Raw genomic sequence first — 20,378 nt, 5'->3', positions numbered from 1 at the left:
GATGGCAGTACCGCGCCGTTCGGGCCAGTATGGAGACATGACGCGCCAGGGCCCCTCGAAAGACATCGACGAATCGGATCTCGAAGTCACGCACCCCAAGGACTACGCCGCCGGAGTGCCGGCCGTTCTGGTGTCGCTGCAACGAGGAATCGAGCAGATGGGAGCCTTGCGGACCGCCCGAACGCTCACCAGGCTCAACCAGCGTCACGGCTTCGACTGCCCGGGGTGTGCGTGGCCGGAGACTCCCGGACATCGCAAGCCCGCCGAGTTCTGCGAGAACGGAGCGAAGGCCGTTGCCGAGGAAGCAACGCTTCGCACGGTCACGCCTGAATTCTTCGCGGAGCACTCGATCGCCGACCTCGAAGGCAAGACCGATTACTGGCTCGGCCAACAGGGCCGACTGACGCACCCGATGGTCCTGACCCCGGGAGCAACCCATTACCAGCCGATCGACTGGGACGGCGCGTACGCACTGATCGCCGAACATCTGAACGGCCTCGCGTCGCCGGACGAAGCAGTGTTCTACACCTCCGGTCGCACGTCCAACGAAGCAGCGTTTCTCTACCAGTTGATGATTCGTAGCTACGGCACCAACAACATGCCCGACTGTTCCAACATGTGTCACGAGTCGTCCGGAAGCGCACTGACCGAATCCATCGGCATCGGCAAAGGCTCGGTGACGGTTCCCGACCTCGAGAACGCCGATCTCATCCTCATCGCCGGACAGAATCCCGGCACCAACCACCCTCGAATGCTCTCGACACTCGAGAAGGCAAAGGGCAACGGCGCCAAGATCATTGCCATCAATCCCCTCCCCGAGGCGGGATTGCGGCGGTTCAAGGATCCGCAGAAAGTCTCCGGCGTGATCGGGCACGGAGTCGACATCGCGGACGAGTTCCTGCAGATCCGGCTGGGCGGCGACATGGCGCTGTTCCAAGGCTTGGGGAAGCTGCTGCTCGAGCAGGAAGATCGCGCTCCCAGCACGGTGGTCGATCGCGCATTCGTCGACCGCTACTGCGCCGGTTGGGACGAATACGAGAAGCACATCCGCGCGGTCGATCTCGACACGGTACTCGAGGCGACGGGCCTGTCGATGGCGCAGCTCGAGGAAACGGCTGCCGCGCTTGCCCGATCCGAGCGAACCGTCACCTGCTGGGCCATGGGCATCACTCAGCACACACACGGAGTCGCCACCATCGAAGAAGCGGTCAACCTGCTGCTCATGCGTGGAATGATGGGCAAACCCGGTGCCGGGGTCTGTCCGGTGCGAGGACACTCCAATGTCCAGGGTGACCGCACGATGGGCATCTGGGAGAAGATGCCGGAAGAGTTCCTGGCCGCGCTCGACACCGAGTTCTCGATCTCGAGCCCCCGCACGCACGGGTGGGACACCGTCGACGCGATCCGCGCGATGAATGCCGGCAAGGCAAGCTTCTTCATGGCGATGGGCGGCAACTTCATCCAGGCCAGCCCGGACACCGCAGCCACCGAAACCGCGCTGCGCCAATGCGAACTCACCGTTCAGGTTTCCACCAAATTGAACCGAAGCCACGTCGTTCACGGGCAGACCGCAATCATCCTCCCCACCCTCGGACGCACCGACCTCGACGTCCAGGCCGGCGGAAAGCAGCTTGTCTCCGTGGAAGATTCGATGTCCATGGTGCACCTGTCGCGCGGACGCCTCACGCCGGTCAGCCCCTACCTACGTAGCGAAGTCGCCATCATCTGCCAACTCGCCCGCGAACTACTCGGCAGCGATCACTCCGTCCGCTGGTCGGCCTTCGAGGGCAACTACGACCTGATTCGCGACTCCATCTCACGAGTGGTGCCCGGATGCGAAAACTACAACACCCGGGTTCGCCAGCCGGATGGATTCCAGCTCCCACACCCACCGCGTGACTCGCGTGAGTTCCGCACGCACACCGGCAAAGCCAACTTCGGCGTGAACGAACTGCACTGGATACCCACTCCGAGCGGGCGCCTGATTCTGCAGACCATGCGCAGCCACGACCAGTACAACACCACGATCTACGGCCTCGACGACAGATACCGCGGTATCAAGGGCGGACGCAAGGTCATCCTCGTCAATGCCGAAGACATCACTGCACTCGGATTCCGCGACGGCGATCTCGTCGACATCGTGTCCGAGTGGACAAAACCAGACGGAACACTCGAAGAGCGTCGGGTCACGGAATTCCGCATCGTCTCCTACGACACCCCCCGCGGCAATGCGGCGGCGTACTACCCCGAGACAAATCCGCTCGTTCCCCTCGAACACGTTGCAGCCAAGTCGAACACGCCGGTCTCGAAGGCCGTCACTGTTCGACTCGAAGCATCAGGCGCCTGAGATGGGACGGGTCACCGCACGAACACCGGTCGTTCGAATCTCGGGTGATCGGGTCGTCACGCGCCCCGACACGCTGGCCGTCGAAGAACCACTCGAAATGAGGGTTGGCGGTCAGGTGCTGGCCGTGACGATGCGAACACCAGGCAACGACGTCGACCTCGTCCACGGATTCCTTCTCAGCGAAGGCGTCATCGGTACCCGCGACGACGTGAGCGTCGTCCGGTACTGCGACGGCGTCGACGAAACCGGCGCGAACACCTACAACGTCCTCGACATCGCGCTCGCTCCCGGAGTGCCGTTGCCCGATCACACCACCGATCGCAACACCGTCGTCAGTTCCGCGTGCGGCGTGTGCGGCAAGACGTCACTCGATGCCGTCCGAACCACCACGCGGCATCCCCTGGTCGGTGACACGACTTCCGTCACCTCCACCGTCCTGTCGGCCATGCCGGTCACGCTTCGGGAGAGCCAACGGATCTTCGAGCGCACCGGAGGCCTGCACGCAGCCGGATTGTTCACCGCCACCGGCGAACTCCTGGCGCTGCGCGAGGACGTCGGCCGGCACAACGCAGTCGACAAGGTGATCGGTTGGGCAATCACCGACGGCCGAGTGCCGCTCTACGACACGATCCTGATCGTCAGTGGGCGGGCGTCGTTCGAACTCGTCCAGAAGGCCGTCATGGCGGGCATTCCGATTCTGGGCGCAGTCTCCGCGCCGTCGTCATTGGCCGTGGAGTTGGCACAGGAATCGGGGTTGACCCTCGCCGGTTTCATCCGCGGCGATTCGATGAATATCTACTCGCACCCGCACCGAGTCGAGGTCACGTCTGATTCGCGCGCAACTGAGCCGACAGTCGCACAGCGGAGTTGACCTCCCCGTAGCCCTCGTATCCACCCACTCGCTGCACGACCTCGAAGAACAGGTCTCCCCCGACCGTCGGGGTGAACAGGTGGAAGAACTCACCGCGGGCGTCAGCGTCGTAAAGGATTCCGGCGCTGCGCATCCGGTCGAGCAGTTCTGAATTCAGGCCGAAACGTGCGTCCAGATCGTCGTAGTAGTTCGGGGAAATGGGTAGCGGAGCAAAGCCCCAGTCCTGCATGGACGCAGCGGCACCGAAGATGTTCTCACACGCGAAAGCGACGTGGCTGACGCCGCCGCGACGGACCGTCGGCAGCCCACTTCGACTGCCCTCCACCATGTTCAGTGAGATCCGCAGGGTATGTCCGTCACCGTCCTGAACGAGCGTAAGTGCCTGGCTCCGCATGAGTCCGACCGAATCGGTGACGTCCTGCCCCTCGTGCGGTTGCATCTCGAACACGGACCGCAGGAGCAGCATGATGCCGTCCCAACTCTCGGCCGGAACTGCCAGTGCCACGTGGTCGATCCCGGTGAACACTGCGCCCTGTTCACGATTGCGCTCGGCGGGCAGCGGGTAGATTTCGAATGCCGATTCCCACGCTGCAGCGCTGCCGGGGCCACGAAGGTCGATCGATGTCGCATCGGTGACCTTCAAGCGTACGACGTCCGGTACCTCGGAGTTCTCGTCGCTCGAACCGGGCAACTGCACGCGCGTCGCCGGTACTTCGAGAGCCAGAGCGCGCTCTCCCCACACTTCGGGTTCGGTTGCCCTGATGCCGATCTGAGTGAGAACCGGCAGATCCGCGGGCAGCCCGGGCGCCGTCCACACCGTGCCCGCTGTCGCGTCGACGGCAACGGTGAGCGGTCCGTGCCGCCACAACTGCAAGTCGTGATCGTGGTGCCGTCCGACCAGATGGAAACCGACGCGAGAGAGCATCGAGTGCACCTGGTCCTGTTTAGCCGGACCCGCAGCGATTCGCAGAGACACGATCCCTTCGAGCGGGGTGCGCTCCGGGGCGGTGAACAGCGTGGGTCCACCGGCGGCAGGGTTCGCGGCGGCGACCTGTTCTTCCAGATGGAGGAGCGACCGATGAGCGTCGATTGCCGTCCGCTGGGTGTCCGCGCGGCGGAATACGTCGTTGAAGATCTCGAGCGACCACGGTCCGTCGTAACCGGTGGCGTAGACATGCTGAGCGAACGCACTGAGATCGAAGCTGCCCTGCCCCGGGAAGTTTCGGTGATGCCGGCTCCACTGGAGGATGTCCATCGCCAAGAACGGAGCGTCCGCCAACTGGAGGAAGAAGATCTTCTCGCCGGGAATCTCGCGAATTCCGGCGGGATCGTCACCGCGCGAGAGGATGTGAAAGCTGTCCAGACAGGTACCGAGCGAAGGATGGTCGACGCCCTCGACGATCTGCCACGCATGGCCGTACGTGTTGACGTGGGCACCCCACGCGAGCGCCTCGTAGGCAACCTTCTTGCGGTGCTCGGACGCCAGTTCGGCGAGAGCTCCGAATTGCTCTGTCAACTGACCGTCATCGTGACTTGCGGTCGGCAGGGGCGAGGAGCACACCAGGAGCGTCTCGCACCCCAGTTGATCCATGAGCTCGAATTTGCGTTGCACTCGAACAAGATTCCGAGCAAATTGGGCCTCGTCCACCGTGTCGAAGTCACGGAACGGCTGATACAGATCGAGGGTCAAGCCCAGATCCGCAGCCCGCGTTCGCAATTCCTTCGGGGACCACGGCGAAGCGACAAAATCCGGCTCGAACACCTCGAAGCCGTCGAAGCCGGCAGCAGCGATGGCGTCGAGCTTCTCCTCGAGAGTGCCACTGAGCGATACCGTCGCGATCGACGTCCGGACCGGGGCACTCACAGCGCTGCCGCAGTCTGTTCGCCGTGCACGAGTTCCGTCATGTGCGCGAGCATCCGCTTACTGTCGGGCTCGATGCCCGTGAAGATCCGGAACGCGTCGACGGCCTGAAAGACAGTCATTCCGCCTCCGCTGAGCGTCGGGGCTCCGATCAACCTCGCCTGACGCAACAGCTCGGTCTCGAGCGGGCGGTAGACGATTTCCGCTACCCACAGATCTGGACGGAGCAGATCTGGCGAGAATGCCATTCCAGGATGAGCCGCCATTCCCATCGGCGTCGCGTGGATCAATCCGTTTGCGTTGCCGAGCACTTCGGCGAGGTCGCTCGTGTGCCGCGCCTCGACAACCTGCGCCGGAAACTGCTGCGCGAAGGTTTGTGCAAGTTCCTGCGCGCGAGGCAGGCTCGAATCGACCAACGTCAGTGTCCCGACGCCCCGGGTGAGCGCGGCATAGGCAACCGCCGCACCGGCTCCGCCGGCACCGAGCTGCACGACGCGATCGAGCTGTGCTCCGGGAAGTCCGTCGTCGAAATTTCGGCCGAAGCCCGACCAATCAGTGTTGTGTCCGATCGCCTTGCCGGAGTCGAAGAGGACCGTGTTCACCGCACCGAGTCGGCTCGCATCCGGCGAGAGCTCGTCGAGGTGCTCGATCACCAACTGCTTGCACGGGTGAGTGATGTTGAGGCCGCGGAAGCCGAAACGTCTTGCATAGGTGAGAAGTTCACCGATGTCCGACGGCGCCATTCCCATCACGTCGAGATCGAGGATGCGGTAGACGTAAGGCAGGCCCTGTCTGCGCCCTTCTTCCTCGTGCATGATCGGAGTCAAGGAGGCTCCGATTCCGGTGCCGATCAGACCGCAGAGGATCGAATCACTCATCAGTTCTTCCCTTCTCGGATGCAGACGAATTCCACTGCGGCGCTGTATCCGTCGATTCCCAATCCACAGATGACGGCGTCGGCGATGCCGGAGACATACGAGTGGTGACGGAAATCTTCGCGACTGTGGATGTTGCTGATGTGCACCTCCACGACGGGGGCATCGAGTGTGACCAGAGCGTCGCGCAACGCAACGGAGGTGTGCGAGTACCCACCGGGATTGATGACGATGCCCGCGACATTTCCCCTGGCCTCGTGGACCCAATCGATCAGTTGGCCCTCGTGGTTCGACTGCTTTGCCTCGACCACCACTCCGAACTTCTCGGCCGCCGCTTCACAGCGGGAAACGACGTCGTCCAGGGTGTCTCTCCCGTAGAACTCCGGTTGGCGCTGGCCCAACAAATTCAAGTTGGGTCCGTTGAGGACCAGAACCGGTAGAGATGGAGTCATCAGGGGCACCTCGGGGTTGACGCTCGAAACTAATGTACGAACTAGTGAGTTAGTTCACTGGACGTTACTCCCCCGACGTGAACTCGACAAGCAAAGTCGACAAACTGCTGGCAGATAGAGTGAGCACATGGTTTCCGAGCAGTCAGTGAACTCCGTGGTGTCGAAGCCGGAGAAACGACGCCGAAACAGCGATCTGACCAGGGTGAACATCATCGCCGTCGCCACCGAGGAGTTTGCCGACAAAGGCTTCGCCGGCGCCCGAGTCGACGAGATCGCAACCAAGACGCATACCACCAAGCGCATGATCTACTACTACTTCACCGACAAGGAAGGGCTGTACAAGTCGGTACTCGAGCATGCGTACAGCGTCATTCGTGCGCAGGAACGTGAACTCGACCTCGAGGGATTGAACCCCACGGCAGCAGTCCGCGCTTTGGCCGAACTCACCTTCGACCACCACGAACAGCACCCGAATTTCATCCGACTCGTGGCCAACGAGAACATGCTCCGCGGCGAGCACATCGAGAAATCCGAGTTACTCAGCGGCCTCGGCGCCCCTGCCGCCGACCTGGTCTCGCAGATCCTCCACGACGGGCAGCAGTCTGGGGCATTCCGCTCCGACGTCGATGCTCTCGATATTCACATGTTGATCAGCAGTTACTGCGTCTTTCGTATCGCCAATCGGTACACCTTCAAAGCGCTCTTCGACCGCGATCTGACCGACTCGACGCATCGTGAGCATCTACGAACAATGCTCGGCGACATGGTTGTTGCGTTCCTGACCTCGAAGGCGCCGTCCTGACCTACCCCGAAGTCCGAAAAATCCCCCTACGGTGGTGAGTGGAACTCACAGCTGCCACCGGGAGGAATGACGTGACCGAGAATTACGTAGACGGGCTTTCACTCGAGGAGAAGGCGTCGTTGACGTCCGGCTCGGATTTCTGGCACAGCCAGTCCGTTGCCGGAATCGAATCGATACTCCTGACCGACGGTCCGCACGGAGTCCGGAAACAACCCGAGGGCGGCGACGCACTCGGACTCGGCCACAGCATTCCAGCGACGTGTTTCCCACCGGCGGTCGGGTTGGGCTCGTCGTGGAACCTCGACCTCATCCGCCAGGTCGGTGAGGCTCTGGGCGACGAAGCCAAAGCCGAACAGGTCTCGGTCCTCCTCGGCCCAGGCATCAACATCAAACGATCACCCTTGTGTGGCAGGAATTTCGAATACGTCTCCGAGGACCCATTCCTCTCCGGCCGCGTCGCGGCAGCGCTGATCACCGGCATCCAGTCTCGCGGCGTCGGAACCTCGCTCAAGCACTTCGCTGCCAACAACCAAGAACACGACCGGATGAGAGTCAGTGCCGACGTCGACGAACGGACGCTGCGCGAGATCTATCTGGCCGGCTTCGAATACGCCGTAAAGACCGCGGCCCCGACGACGGTCATGTGCTCGTATAACAAGATCAACGGTGTGTACTCGAGCCAGAACCATTGGCTGCTCACCGAGGTACTCCGCGAACAGTGGGGCTTCGACGGCCTCGTCGTTTCGGACTGGGGAGCGGTCAACGACCGCGTGGCGGCACTCGCCGCGGGCCTCGACCTGGAAATGCCGCCGACCGGAACCGATACCCAGATCGTCGACGCCGTGCGCGGCGGCGACCTTGACGAATCAGTGCTCACCACTGCAGCCGAACGACTGTCGACGCTGGTGAAACGCACCGCCGCCGCGCGCACCGAAGGCCACACGTACGACGTCGAGCGTCACCACGAACTGGCACGGACCGCTGCAGCGGAGTCCGCTGTCTTACTGGCCAACGACGGAGAACTACTGCCGCTGACCCCCGGCGGGCAAACTGTCGCGGTGATCGGCGAATTCGCGTGCAGCCCGCGGTACCAGGGGGCCGGCAGTTCACAGGTGGTTCCAACCAAGCTCGACAATGCCTTGGACGCGATCCTCGACCTCGAAGGCGCCGACCGCGTCACTTTCGCACCGGGCTTCACCTTCGACGGCACTCCGGACGACGACATGGTCACCGAGGCTGTCGACGCTGCGCGCCGCGCTGACGTCGCGGTGCTGTTCCTCGGACTACCGTCCGCCACAGAATCCGAAGGATTCGACCGAACCGACATCGAACTGCCGGCTGACCAGATCGCCCTGCTGGAAGCGGTCCACGGCGCGAACCCGAACACGGTCGTCGTGCTCGCCAACGGCGGTGTGGTTTCGATCGAGCCTTGGAAGGATCATGCCGCCGCAATCCTCGAGGGCTGGCTACTCGGCCAGGCGGGCGGCTCGGCGATTGCCGATCTTCTGTTCGGCATCACGAATCCGTCCGGCCGCCTCACGGAGACCATTCCGCTTCGCCTCCAAGACAATCCGTCGTATCTGCATTTCCCGGGATCACAGCAGCACGTCCGCTACGGCGAAGGCCTGTACGTGGGATACCGCTACTACGACTCCGCGCTGCGCGAAGTGGCGTACCCGTTCGGGTTCGGGCTGAGCTACACCACCTTCGACATCACCGATACCTCCGTCGAGGCCGGTGAGAACTCCGCCGAAGTGACCGTCACCGTGCGCAACAGCGGCGACCGATCGGGCAGCACCGTCGTTCAGGTCTACGTCCACGACGCCTCGGCAAGCATCGATCGACCCGCGCAGGAATTGAAGAGCTTTGCCAAGGTCCACCTCGACCCCGACGAATCCGCGACTGTGACCATCACACTCGACACCAGGGCATTCGCCTATTGGTCCGTCGCGGCGCAGGACTGGGCGATCGAACCTGGCGACTACGAGATCCGCGTCGGCTTCTCGTCGCGGGACATCGCAACCACCGACACGATCACCCTGGCCGGGAACGTCGGCGTCGGCACGCTCGACGCCATGTCGACCATCGGCGAATGGCTCGCCCATCCCGTCGGCAGCGCAGTTCTCGGCGCCGCCATGGCTGCCGCAGCGGGCGACGGTGCACAGGCGGTCAGCCCCGAGATGATGGCCCTCGCAGGCTCGATGCCGCTCGGAAAACTCGCCACCTTCGGCCTCGGCATCACCGAGGAACAGGTGGCGCAGTTGGTGGCGGCCGCCGCGCAGCCAGGCTCCTGACCGCCTGAACTGCGGTTTCGACGTGCGAAGAGTCCGCCGGTAGATTTTTATGAACTATTTGGTTAATAATCTTGTGTAGTCGCTGTGGCGTCGGTTACATTCCTTGTATCGCTCTCCGCACAGACGTTCTCGATACGAACACCCTCGACGAACACCATCGGCGGATGTAGAGCCTCCACGACGCTTCCACTCAGGAGATGAGCATGTCAGCTAGCACGGTTACCCCGTCCGGACCCGAGGCGGGATCCTTGGCCAGGCCGGACACGACCAAGGTCAAGCGCGCCGCAACGTCGTCGTTTCTCGGCAGCATGCTCGAGTACTACGACTTCTACATCTACGCATCCGCCGCTGCACTCATCTTCCCCACCGTGTTCTTCCCGGACAGCGGACATGCGGCACTGCTTTCGCTGGCCACCTTCGGTGTCGCGTACGTCGCGCGTCCCCTCGGCGCTGTAGTCCTCGGCCATTTCGGTGACCGCGTCGGCCGCAAGAAGATCATGCTGCTCACGCTCATCATGATGGGCGCAGCAACATTCCTCATCGGATGTATTCCCAGCGCGGATTCGATCGGAGTTCTTGCACCAATACTGCTGGTCCTGATGAGAATCGCTCAGGGCATCTCCGCCGCTGGCGAACAGAGTGGCGCCAGCTCACTGACTCTCGAACATGCTCCCGAAGGTCGACGGGCATTCTTCTGCAGCTGGACCCTCAACGGCACCCAGGCCGGCTTCATCCTCGCCAGCCTCGTCTTCCTGCCCATCGCCGCACTCCCCGACGACATCCTCTACACGTGGGGCTGGCGAATCCCGTTCTGGGGCAGCCTGATCGTTCTCGTGGCTGCATACATCATGCGTCTCAAGCTCGAAGAGCCGGAAGAGTTCACCGAGCAGCAGGAGTCGAAGGCCGTCGCCAAATTGCCTGTTGCCGATCTCCTTCGCACCCACAGCGCAAATCTGATTCGCGTGATCTGCTGCGCTTTCATCGCCGTCGTCTCGACCATCTTCTCCGTCTTCGGACTCGCCTTCGCGACCACCGAGGAAGTGGGGATTCCGAAGTCGACCATGCTCTGGGTGGCCATCGCAGCCAACGCCGTGGCCTTGCTCAGCCAGCCCGCCTGGGCGATTCTCTCCGACCGGATCGGTCGCAGGCCGCTGTTCATCGGTGGCGCCCTCGGTAGCGCGGTGTTCATCTACGTGTACTTCGGCGCAATCGCCAGCGGCAACGTCCCGCTGATCTTCCTGGCCGCAATCGGATTGATGTCCGTCTTCTACGCTGCCCCGAATGCCATCTGGCCGTCGTTCTACTCCGAAATGTTCAACACCAAGGTCCGCTACTCCGGCATCGCGATCGGCACCCAGGTCGGCTTCGCCCTCGCAGGCTTTGCGCCCGCCATCGGCAACGCCCTCATGGGCGGGGACAAGACACACTGGATGCCCGTTGCCATTCTGACATCGGTGGCCTGCGTCATCTGCGCGATCTCCGCGTTCACCGCCAAGGAGACGTTCCGCACTCCCCTCAAGGAACTCGGCAACCCGATCTAGCCGAACACCCCCCCAGACACCCTGCACGAACGACTGTGTTGCACGAACGACTGTGGCCCGGCATCTCGCGAGAGATACCGGGCCACAGTCGTTTTGAAGTTTCTACGCCGTCTTGTCGCGACGCTCGCCACGCTCCGGCTTACGCGGAACGATGGTCGGAAGTACGTTGTCGTTGACGGTCTCCGCGGTGACGACCACCTTTTCGACGTCGTCACGGCTGGGGATGTCGTACATCACCGGAAGAAGAACCTCTTCCATGATGGCGCGCAGGCCACGAGCGCCGGTTCCACGCAAGATCGCCTGATCGGCAATAGCGTCGAGCGCTTCTTCGGTGAACTCGAGTTCGACGCCGTCCATGTCGAAGAGACGACGGTACTGCTTGACGAGAGCGTTCTTGGGCTCCGACAAGATCTGAACGAGCGATTCCTTGTCGAGGTTGGTCACCGACGCGATCATCGGCAAACGGCCGATGAACTCGGGAATCAGACCGAACTTGATCAAATCCTCCGGCATGACCTCGGCGAAACGATCGACCGTATCCAGTTCGGCCTTCGACCGAACCTCGGCGCCGAAACCGATACCGCGCTTGCCGACACGATCGGAGACGATCCGCTCGAGACCAGCGAAAGCACCCGCGACGATGAACAGCACGTTCGTGGTGTCGATCTGAATGAATTCCTGGTGCGGATGCTTGCGACCACCCTGCGGCGGGACGCTCGCCTGCGTACCTTCGAGGATCTTCAGCAACGCCTGCTGAACACCTTCGCCGGAGACGTCACGCGTGATCGACGGGTTCTCGCTCTTGCGAGCGATCTTGTCGACCTCGTCGATGTAGATGATTCCGGTCTCGGCGCGCTTGACGTCGTAGTCGGCAGCCTGAATCAGCTTGAGCAGAATGTTCTCGACGTCCTCACCGACGTAGCCGGCCTCGGTCAACGCCGTCGCATCGGCGATGGCGAACGGGACGTTGAGCATCTTCGCGAGAGTCTGAGCGAGGTACGTCTTGCCACAGCCAGTGGGGCCGAGCATCAAGATGTTGGATTTTGCGAGCTCAACCGTCTCACCCCGCGCATCACGGCCCTTGTCTCCGGCCTGAATGCGCTTGTAGTGGTTGTAGACGGCCACGGCCAGCGTCCGCTTGGCGGAATCCTGACCGATGACGTAGTTCTCGAGGAATTCTCGGATCTCCGCAGGCTTGGGAAGCTCGTCGAGCTTGACCTCGCTCGACTCGGCCAATTCCTCTTCGATGATCTCGTTGCAGAGGTCGATGCACTCGTCGCAGATGTACACCCCGGGTCCTGCAATGAGCTTTTTGACCTGCTTCTGACTCTTGCCGCAGAAAGAGCACTTGAGCAGATCCCCGCCGTCGCCGATGCGTGCCATCTCGTGAGGTCCCTACTTTCCATCATGTACGTGCACTCGCCGCCACTCGATCGGTCGAGACGCTCCGCAGTACTCGGTATCAGATCAGAAGTTGTCAGATCAGAAGTTGTCGGATCAGACAAACTGATCAACAAACCGATCGAACAAATCTGGTCGAACAATCGCAGAACGCCGGTCGAGAACCAGCCCGTGAAGTGACGGTACCCGCAGATCCCGAACGGGGTCGACCTGTTCTCGGCGTTTCGCCTGCGGATAAAAAAGAAAAGAGTCGAGATTTCAGCCTGGCGAGCGCTCCACCAGGCACTTCTCGACGTGTCCGCCTCGTGTCGGGAATCGGAATACAGATCCTCGACACGAGGCGGAAATCGACTACTTCTGTGCGCTGAGCTTCCGGTAAGCCAGCACGTCGTCGATGATGCCGTACTCCTTGGCCTGCTCGGCCGTGAGGATCTTGTCGCGATCGGTGTCGACGCGGATGGTCTCCGGATCCTTGCCCGTGTGCAGCGACAGCGTGCTCTCCATGAGTCGACGCATACGCTCGATTTCCGCAGCCTGGATCTCCAGATCGGAAACCTGACCCTGGATGCCGCCCGTGGCCGGCTGGTGAATCAGAATGCGCGAGTTGGGGAGCGCGAAGCGCTTGCCCGGCGTACCACCGGCGAGAAGGACAGCAGCTGCCGAAGCAGCCTGACCGAGGCAGACGGTGGAGATGTCGGCACGGACGTACTGCATCGTGTCGTAGATCGCCATCAGCGCGGTGAACGAACCACCGGGCGAGTTGATGTACATGGTGATGTCGCGGTCCGGATCCTGCGATTCGAGAACCAGCAACTGTGCCATGAGGTCGTTGGCGGAGACGTCGTCGACCTGCGAGCCGAGGAAGATGATGCGCTCCTCGAACAGCTTGTTGTACGGGTCGGACGTCTTGACGCCGTAGCTGGTCTGCTCCGTGAACTGGGGCAGGATGTAACGCGATTGGGGGCCCGACGGCGCCTGGCCGCCCAGCGAGTTAGCTCCGAAAAGATTGGTCATCAGTTCTCCAAAGTATGAATTGGGCAGCGAAAGGATGGACGAACCGGCTCAGTTGCCGGTGCCGCCGGCCTGATTCGCACGGGAGACGACGTGGTCGACGAAGCCGTACTCGAGAGCTTCCTTCGCCGTGAACCAACGGTCACGGTCGGAGTCCGCGGTGATCTGCTCGACCGTCTGGCCGGTGTGCTGAGCGATCAGCTCGGCCATTTCGCGCTTGGTGTGCTTGAACTGCTCGGCCATGATCGCGATGTCACTGGCGGAACCACCGATACCGGCGGACGGCTGGTGCATCATGATGCGGGCGTGAGGCAGTGCGTAACGCTTGCCCTTGGTGCCTGCCGAGAGCAGGAACTGACCCATCGACGCCGCAAGGCCCATACCGAAGGTGGCGATGTCGCACTCGGCGAACTGCATCGTGTCGAAGATCGCCATACCTGCGGTGACAGATCCACCGGGCGAGTTGATGTAGAGCGAGATGTCTCGCGTCGGGTCCTCGGCCGAGAGCAGCAGGATCTGCGCGCACAGCTTGTTGGCGATGTCGTCGTCGACCTGGGTACCGAGGAAAATGATGCGCTCTCGCAGCAAGCGCTCGTACACCGAGTCGCTGAGGTTCAACCCAGCGGTCGCTGAAGTCATGGCGGGACTCTGCAAAGTCTCCAGGTGATTGGAAGTCACGGTACCTGCCTTCTATGTGGATCTACTTGTGCGGTGGATCGTCTATGCGAAACACTTCTACTGACACAGACAGTAACGAAGTAGGGCGGCACCGGAGTCCCGGTGCCGCCCTACTTCGCTCAAAGCGGAAAACTCAGTGCAGTCGATCGTGGTGAAAACACCCGTCCGCCTGCGTTTTTACTTGTCTTCGCTCTCGGCGGAATCAGACGCATCCGCTTCGGTTTCGTCCTCGCTGCTGCCGAACAGTTCAGCGGTGTCGACAACGGCGCCGGAGGTGTCCTTGACACCGGCCGACTCGACGACGGACGCGAGAGCCTTGCCACGACGGACGTCTGCGAAGACGGCGCCGAGCTGGTTGGCCTGCTGGATCTGCTGGATGAACTGCTCAGGAGCCATGCCGTAACGCTGCGCCTGGAACAGGATGCGCTCGGTGAGCTCGTCCTGACCGACGGTGACGTTGCCCGCATCGGCGATCGAGTCGAGCAAGAGCTGCGTCTTGACGGAGCGCTCAGCGGCTTCCTGGGCATCCTTGTCGAACTCTTCGCGGCTGCTGCCCTGCTCTTCGAGGAGCTTGTTCAGTGCCTCTTCGTCGTGATCGAGACCGTGAACGGCGTCGTGCAGTGCAGCATCGACCTCAGCCTTGACGACGGCTTCCGGCAACGGAACCTCGACGGTCTCGAGCAGCTGCTCGAGAACCTTGTCGCGGATCTGACCGGCCTGCTCGACCTTGCGGACGCGTGCGACGCGCTCGCGGAGGTCAGCCTTCAGTTCTTCCAGGGTGTCGAACTCGCTGGCGAGCTGAGCGAACTCGTCGTCCTCAGCCGGAAGCTCGCGCTCCTTGACCGTCTGCACGGTCACGGTGACAACAGCTTCCTTGCCCGCGTACTCGCCGGCGACCAGCGTCGACGTGAAGTCCTTGGACTCCCCCGCCTTGAGGCCGATGATGGCTTCGTCGAGGCCCTCGATGAGCTGGCCCGATCCGACCTCGTGCGACAGTCCGCTAGCGGTTGCCTCGGCAACGTTCTCGCCGTCGACGGTGGCCGACAGGTCGATGGAGACGAAGTCGCCGTCCTCGACTGCGCGGTCGACGCCGGTGAGGGTGCCGAAACGCTGACGCAGCGAAAGCAACTGCTCTTCGATGGCTTCGTCGGTGATCTCGATCGGATCGACCTCGACGTTGATGGAGCTGAAGTCAGGGAGCTCGATCTCGGGGCGCACGTCGACCTCGGCGGTGAACTCGAGGAGCTCGCCGTCTTCGATCTTGGTGACCTCGATCTCGGGCTGGCCGATGGCCTTCACGCCGGCGCTGGTGACAGCCTCGGAGTAACGCGACGGCAGAGCGTCGTTGACGACCTGCTCGAGCACAGCGCCGCGACCGACACGTGCTTCGAGGAGGCGAGCCGGAGCCTTGCCGGGACGGAAGCCGGGGAGACGAATCTGCTGCGCGAGGGCCTTGTAGGCCTTGTCGAAATCAGACTTGAGTTCCGCGAAGGGCACCTCAACGTTGATACGGACTCGCGTCGGGCTGAGCTGCTCGACGGTGCTCTTCACGAAACTTCGCTCCTTCGTCTGGTCTTGCTCACAACTTGTGTTGAATCGGTACTGCTGTCTGGCGCGGCACTTCACTCCCGGACTTACTGGAGGTGAAGTGCCATGTACGTACTTGTCGGGATGACAGGATTTGAACCTGCGACCCTCCGCTCCCAAAGCGGATGCGCTACCAAGCTGCGCTACATCCCGTTTCCGATCACATGAAACACACGATACGGCCATCCGAGGCCACAAAGACAACGGGCCACAAAGGCAGCCACCATCGGTGACCGCGCACAACCCTATCGCGCTCACTACTCTCTCACGAACCCGACCGTCGTTTGTACACGGCCCGCCTGTCCGACCCCGTCAGTATGTCATCCGACCGCCGCCACATACAGCCTTGGCTGAACGAAACGTGATGACAGCCGGAATCAGAAGCCGGGCCGCAAGGCAAGACACCCCGACTCGCCGGGCATTTCGGCAATTCCCCAGGTGAACGACGGTATCGAACTTCTCCAACCCCCCGATTATGAAATCCGGTGGGGCATTGGGTACAGTTTCGTATCGCAGACGACGAACACGGCGATCCCGAGTTGTCGTATGCACGGGGATGTAGCTCAATGGTAGAGCCTCAGTCTTCCAAACTGATCACGCGGGTTCGATTCCCGTCATCCCCTCCATGAGGAGGGAAACTCCACAAAAATCCGCATCGGCCTGGCCGGTGCGGATTTTTTGTGTTCAGACTTTGTGCACTCAGGCCACTCCCCTGTGGTCCGTATCCTGGAGTTGTCCGGATCGATTCTGCTCGGGAGGCCACTCGTGACCACGATTCTTCTCATACTCGTCGTTCTGGCCGTAGTCGTATTTCTGGTCATGAAAAGCCAGCAACGCGGTTCCGGCCACAGCGCAACACAACTCGACGACGCGAAAGCCGATGCCAGGCAGGCGATCGAACGCCTCGGCGGTCAGGTCTACAACCTGACCGGCAGTGACGACGCGTCGCGCCAAGCCCTCGCCGACGCGGCCGAACGGTACAACGCCGCAGGCTCGCAGATCGATCAGGCCGCAACGCCGGTGCAGGCACGTCTCGCGAAACAGACTGCGCTGGAAGGGCTTTACTACATCCGCGCGGCGCGGGTGGCAATGGGCATGGATCCGGGACCGGAAGTTCCTTCCATCGACGGACAGAAGGCTGCGGGTTCGGTCACCGAAGACCGTGAGGTCGAATTCGAGGGCCGCAAGGTCGCGGCATCACCCAATCCGTCGTCGCACACACCCAACTACTACCCCGGTGGCCGAGTCGCCGGACGCCCGGTCCCGGCCGGCTGGTACTCCGAACCCTGGTGGAAGCCTGCCCTCGTCGCCGGCGCCTGGGGTCTGGGTTCGATGATGCTGTTCTCGACCATGTTCTCCGGCATGGCCGGGGTTCCTTACGGCGCAGAAGCTTTCGCGCAGGGTGGCGATACGGGAGCCGGCGACTCGGGAGACCAGGGTGACTCGGGAGATCAGGGCGACTCGGGAGATCAGGGCGACTCGGGAGATCAAGGTATGGACGCCGGTGACTCCGGCGCGGAACAAGGAAGTGTCGACAACACCGATTTCACCGCAGACGGTGGAGGCAGCGACTACGGGGACTTCGGAGGCGGAGACTTCGGCGGCGGAGACTTCGGCGGCTTCGACTTCTAAGCCGGCTGGCACACCGGGCACCAGAACAGGTTTCGCGCCTCCATGACGGAATGCAGGATCGGTGTGCCGCACACGCGGCACGGCGATCCTGCTCTTCTGTAAACGTAAGTCCGCGGACGATCCTTCGCGTACGCCGGATCACCGTTGTCGTGCTCGGCGCGAACGACGTGCATCTTCCCGCGCCTGACACCAACCTTCATCAATTCGACAAGATCTGCCCACATGGCAGTCCATTCGTCGTGAGAGACGAGATTCCCCGGTCGTTCAGGGCTGATTCCGTGACGAAAGAGAAGTTCGGCGCGATAGACGTTGCCGACACCCGCCAGGACCGCTTGATCCAGAAGCAGCGCGCCGATCGCCTTCTTGGACTTGGAGATTCGCACCCATGCCTGGTGTGGATCCGCGCCGCGGCGCAGTGGGTCCGGCCCGAGTCTGGCCTCGATCACGGCGACCTGAGGCGGCAGTAGGACTTCGCAGGCGGTGGGACCACGAAGGTCGGTGCCGAAATCGGCACCGACCATTCGCATCCGGACCTGGCCTACCGGTTCTTCCATCGGCAGGGCGGAGTCGGTGAACTTTCCGTACAGCCCGAGGTGTACGTGAACTGTCAATCCGTTGTCATAGGTGTGCCAGAGGTGCTTCCCCCAGGCATCCGAGGACGTGAGTACGTGTCCGTCCACCAGACGCGCGTCCTCGGCGAATCTGCCTTGCGGGCTGACGACGCGGACCGGTGAACCGACGAACTTGCGGGCATGCAACCGTGCCAGTCGATGCAGGGTATGACCTTCAGGCACGGAACAACTTTCGGATCAGGCTTGCGGCAGAGCCGGTGCGACGCCGGTCTTCTCGTACTCGGACAAGATGTCGATACGACGCTGATGACGCTCTTCACCCGACCATGCGGTGGCGAGGAAAGCGTCGACGATGGCGAGTGACTCCTCGAGGGAATGCATACGTCCACCGATGCCGATCAGCTGAGCGTTGTTGTGCTCGCGGGCCAGCTTCGCCGTTTCGACGCTCCAAGCGAGAGCGCACCGTGCGCCGGGAACCTTGTTCGCGGCGATCTGCTCACCGTTGCCACTGCCACCCAGGACGATTCCCAGGCTGCCCTCGTCGGCAACGACGCGCTTTGCGGCTTCGATGCAGAATGCCGGGTAGTCGTCCACGGCGTCGTACTCGTGAGCACCACAGTCGATAGCCTCGTGGCCGTTCGCTTTCAGGTGTTCGATGATCTCGTTCTTACGTTCGAATCCGGCATGGTCGGCACCCAGGTATACGCGCATGGCGACAATTCTCTCAGGCCCGACCAGCCGGGCGCACCCGGGTCGACGTCACACTTTCAGGAACACGCATCGCCGCGCGAGCGCACCTATCGTGGTGCCCATGTACCCCGTCAACGGCCAGGCCGCTGCACCCGCCGTTCGTGTGTCACCAGGCAGTGACGCGGTTCGCCACCCGTGGGAAATCCCGCTACTCGTGCTCGCCGTTCTGACGACAGTCGTCACCTATGTGGTGGCGATCGTTCTGATCGCTGCGGGTGATCTGTCGACGTGGATCCTCGTGGTGCTCGCGGCTCCGATCCTGCTGTTCCTCGCGCGAGGTCAGCTGTACGGATCGCAGCAGGTCAACGGAATCAAGATGACGCCTTCGCAATTTCCGGAGGGGTATCAGCTGGTTGCCGAGGCCGCGGCACGGTTCGGCATGAAAACTCCGCCGGATGCCTACGTCGTGCTGGGGAACGGACGGATCAACGCATTTGCGTCAGGGCACGGATTTCGGCGTTTCGTCGTCGTCTACAGCGACCTGTTCGAGGTCGGTGGGCAGGCCCGCGAGCCCGATGCGCTCGCATTCATCATCGGTCACGAGGTCGGCCACATCGCTGCTGGGCATGCGTCGTACTGGCGCCAGTGGGGACAGTTCGCGTCGAACTACATTCCGGTGATCGGGTCTTCGCTGTCGCGTTCCATGGAGTACACGGCAGACAACTTCGGTTTTCACATGCGCCCACAGGGCGCACCGGGCGCGATGGGTGTCCTCGGCGCCGGAAAGTATCTCGTGGGTCTGGTCGGGTTCGACGAACTCGCCGATCGCGCGACACTCGAATCCGGTTTCTTCCCGTGGTTCGTCAACATCTTGTCGTCGCATCCGGTGCTGACCTGGCGTGCGGCCGCGCTTCGCAACCGCACGCACTCAGGGCATCTGTTCTTCCGGCCCGGTCAGCTCTACCGAAATCCGGCGCTCACTACCGCTCAGTCGAACTGAGGATCCTCGTTGCGGGTCCGCTTGAGCTCGAAGAAGTGCGGGTAGCCGGCCAGCGCGACGGCGCCGTCCCACACCTTGCCTGCATCCTCGCCGCGCGGGATACGTGACAGCACGGGACCGAAGAACGCCACGCCGTTGACATGGATCGTCGGGGTTCCGACGTCGGGTCCGACGGCGTCCATGCCCTTGTGGTGGCTCTCACGCAGTGCCTCGTCGTACTTGTCGGTGTCGGCAGCCTCGGCCAGTTCGGGCGGCAGTCCGACCTCGGCGAGCGACGACTTGATGACGTCGGCGAAGTCCTTGTTGCCCTCGTTGTGAATCTTCGTACCCATGGCCGTGTACAGCGGCAGCAGGATCTCGTCACCCTTCAGCTGCGCTGCAGCGATAGCGACGCGGACCGGGCCCCAGGCCTTGGTCATCATCTCGCGGTACTCGTCGGGGAGGTCGCGGCCCTCGTTGAGAACCGCAAGGCTCATCACGTGGAACTTGGCCTCGATGTCGCGTACCTGCTGGGCCTCGAGAATCCAGCGCGAGGTGATCCAGCACCACGGGCAGAGCGGGTCGAACCAGAAGTCAGCAGTGTCCGTGGTCTTACTCGAGGTTGCGCTCACGAAGAAACTCCCTATCAGTTCATGTCGGTCAGGTTCTATCAGTTCGGGGACATACTCCCGTTCTGCCAACAATCATGAACCCGCAATCCTTCCCGCGCTTTCCCCCGGACCACCTTCCGATCGCAGTAGTGTCGAAAAGAAACGAGTACGAAG

17 protein-coding genes and 2 tRNA genes are annotated in these 20,378 nt (G+C 62.3%); 8 read left to right on the top strand and 11 right to left on the bottom strand.

Annotated elements, in window-relative coordinates; translation table 11 throughout:
* Positions 1–37: 37 nt before the first annotated feature.
* Together H351_RS14010 and fdhD are read left to right on the top strand one after the other, a co-directional pair.
* On the top strand, positions 38–2,347 hold the full coding sequence (locus H351_RS14010) for an FdhF/YdeP family oxidoreductase (protein ID WP_029255673.1): 2,310 nt from the start codon (positions 38–40) through the stop codon (positions 2,345–2,347).
* Between the two features lies 1 nt (position 2,348).
* Positions 2,349–3,218: a formate dehydrogenase accessory sulfurtransferase FdhD gene (gene fdhD, locus H351_RS14005; RefSeq protein ID WP_020908229.1), complete on the top strand. Its 870-nt coding sequence runs from the start codon at positions 2,349–2,351 to the stop codon at positions 3,216–3,218.
* On the opposite strand, the gene H351_RS14000 is transcribed toward fdhD, so the two are convergent.
* The 3 genes from H351_RS14000 to aroQ are packed head-to-tail and all read right to left on the bottom strand — an operon-like array spanning position 3,169 to position 6,406.
* Positions 3,169–5,082 (bottom strand): sugar phosphate isomerase/epimerase and 4-hydroxyphenylpyruvate domain-containing protein, encoded by a 1,914-nt coding sequence (locus H351_RS14000; protein WP_029255674.1) that lies wholly within the window; start codon positions 5,080–5,082, stop codon positions 3,169–3,171. The genes fdhD and H351_RS14000 overlap by 50 nt on opposite strands.
* Positions 5,079–5,957 (bottom strand): shikimate dehydrogenase, encoded by an 879-nt coding sequence (locus H351_RS13995; protein ID WP_029255675.1) that lies wholly within the window; start codon positions 5,955–5,957, stop codon positions 5,079–5,081. The genes H351_RS14000 and H351_RS13995 overlap by 4 nt, the downstream gene beginning before the upstream one ends.
* Positions 5,957–6,406 carry a type II 3-dehydroquinate dehydratase gene (gene aroQ, locus H351_RS13990; RefSeq protein ID WP_029255676.1) on the bottom strand — a complete coding sequence of 150 codons (450 nt, stop codon included), beginning with the start codon at positions 6,404–6,406 and terminating at the stop codon, positions 5,957–5,959. Before aroQ ends, H351_RS13995 begins: the two co-directional genes overlap by 1 nt.
* Positions 6,407–6,533: 127 nt before the next feature.
* Between aroQ and H351_RS13985 the strand changes: the two genes are divergently transcribed.
* The 3 genes from H351_RS13985 to H351_RS13975 all read left to right on the top strand — a co-directional run bounded on the left by H351_RS13985 (position 6,534) and on the right by H351_RS13975 (position 11,043).
* Positions 6,534–7,208: a TetR/AcrR family transcriptional regulator gene (locus tag H351_RS13985; RefSeq protein WP_019749082.1), complete on the top strand. Its 675-nt coding sequence runs from the start codon at positions 6,534–6,536 to the stop codon at positions 7,206–7,208.
* Positions 7,209–7,279: 71 nt separating this feature from the next.
* The gene (locus H351_RS13980) at positions 7,280–9,502 is read left to right on the top strand and encodes a glycoside hydrolase family 3 C-terminal domain-containing protein (RefSeq protein WP_029255677.1); all 2,223 of its coding nucleotides are present in this window, start codon (positions 7,280–7,282) and stop codon (positions 9,500–9,502) included.
* Positions 9,503–9,705: 203 nt separating this feature from the next.
* Positions 9,706–11,043: an MFS transporter gene (locus H351_RS13975; RefSeq protein ID WP_020970000.1), complete on the top strand. Its 1,338-nt coding sequence runs from the start codon at positions 9,706–9,708 to the stop codon at positions 11,041–11,043.
* Between the two features lie 102 nt (positions 11,044–11,145).
* On the opposite strand, the gene clpX is transcribed toward H351_RS13975, so the two are convergent.
* The 5 genes from clpX to H351_RS13950 all read right to left on the bottom strand — a co-directional run bounded on the left by clpX (position 11,146) and on the right by H351_RS13950 (position 15,873).
* Positions 11,146–12,426 (bottom strand): ATP-dependent Clp protease ATP-binding subunit ClpX, encoded by a 1,281-nt coding sequence (gene clpX / locus H351_RS13970; RefSeq protein ID WP_003944582.1) that lies wholly within the window; start codon positions 12,424–12,426, stop codon positions 11,146–11,148.
* 369 nt (positions 12,427–12,795) lie between these two features.
* Complete coding sequence (locus H351_RS13965; protein ID WP_003944539.1) at positions 12,796–13,458, bottom strand: ATP-dependent Clp protease proteolytic subunit; 663 nt, start codon at positions 13,456–13,458, stop codon at positions 12,796–12,798.
* 48 nt (positions 13,459–13,506) lie between these two features.
* The gene (locus tag H351_RS13960; protein ID WP_007730960.1) at positions 13,507–14,094 is read right to left on the bottom strand and encodes an ATP-dependent Clp protease proteolytic subunit; all 588 of its coding nucleotides are present in this window, start codon (positions 14,092–14,094) and stop codon (positions 13,507–13,509) included.
* 216 nt (positions 14,095–14,310) lie between these two features.
* Positions 14,311–15,684, bottom strand: coding sequence for a trigger factor (tig, locus tag H351_RS13955; RefSeq protein WP_019749086.1), 1,374 nt, complete (start codon positions 15,682–15,684; stop codon positions 14,311–14,313).
* Positions 15,685–15,799: 115 nt separating this feature from the next.
* Positions 15,800–15,873 (bottom strand) — tRNA-Pro (locus H351_RS13950).
* Positions 15,874–16,272: 399 nt separating this feature from the next.
* Between H351_RS13950 and H351_RS13945 the strand changes: the two genes are divergently transcribed.
* Together H351_RS13945 and H351_RS13940 are read left to right on the top strand one after the other, a co-directional pair.
* A tRNA-Gly gene (locus tag H351_RS13945) sits at positions 16,273–16,346 on the top strand.
* 193 nt (positions 16,347–16,539) lie between these two features.
* Complete coding sequence (locus H351_RS13940; protein ID WP_051636596.1) at positions 16,540–17,352, top strand: hypothetical protein; 813 nt, start codon at positions 16,540–16,542, stop codon at positions 17,350–17,352.
* Here H351_RS13940 and H351_RS13935 read toward each other — a convergent pair.
* Positions 17,349–18,146 carry an Fpg/Nei family DNA glycosylase gene (locus H351_RS13935; protein ID WP_029255679.1) on the bottom strand — a complete coding sequence of 266 codons (798 nt, stop codon included), beginning with the start codon at positions 18,144–18,146 and terminating at the stop codon, positions 17,349–17,351. The two genes, H351_RS13940 and H351_RS13935, sit on opposite strands and share 4 nt — an antisense overlap.
* Before the next feature lie 15 nt (positions 18,147–18,161).
* On the bottom strand, positions 18,162–18,635 hold the full coding sequence (locus tag H351_RS13930; RefSeq protein ID WP_003944571.1) for a ribose-5-phosphate isomerase: 474 nt from the start codon (positions 18,633–18,635) through the stop codon (positions 18,162–18,164).
* 100 nt (positions 18,636–18,735) lie between these two features.
* On the opposite strand from H351_RS13930, the gene H351_RS13925 reads away from it, so the two are divergent.
* The gene (locus H351_RS13925; protein WP_021333424.1) at positions 18,736–19,614 is read left to right on the top strand and encodes a M48 family metallopeptidase; all 879 of its coding nucleotides are present in this window, start codon (positions 18,736–18,738) and stop codon (positions 19,612–19,614) included.
* Here the strand turns inward: H351_RS13925 and H351_RS13920 are convergent.
* Entirely contained in the window at positions 19,602–20,225 is a 624-nt protein-coding gene (locus H351_RS13920) for a DsbA family oxidoreductase (RefSeq protein ID WP_003944541.1), read from the bottom strand. The genes H351_RS13925 and H351_RS13920 overlap by 13 nt on opposite strands.
* Positions 20,226–20,378 lie beyond the last annotated feature (153 nt).

It is taken from the genome of Rhodococcus erythropolis R138 (assembly GCF_000696675.2).
GTDB classification, from domain to species: Bacteria; Actinomycetota; Actinomycetes; order Mycobacteriales; family Mycobacteriaceae; genus Rhodococcus_F; species Rhodococcus_F erythropolis.
The sequence above is the reverse complement of the archived record's forward strand: the minus strand, read 5'-3'. Positions and strand labels throughout refer to the sequence as shown.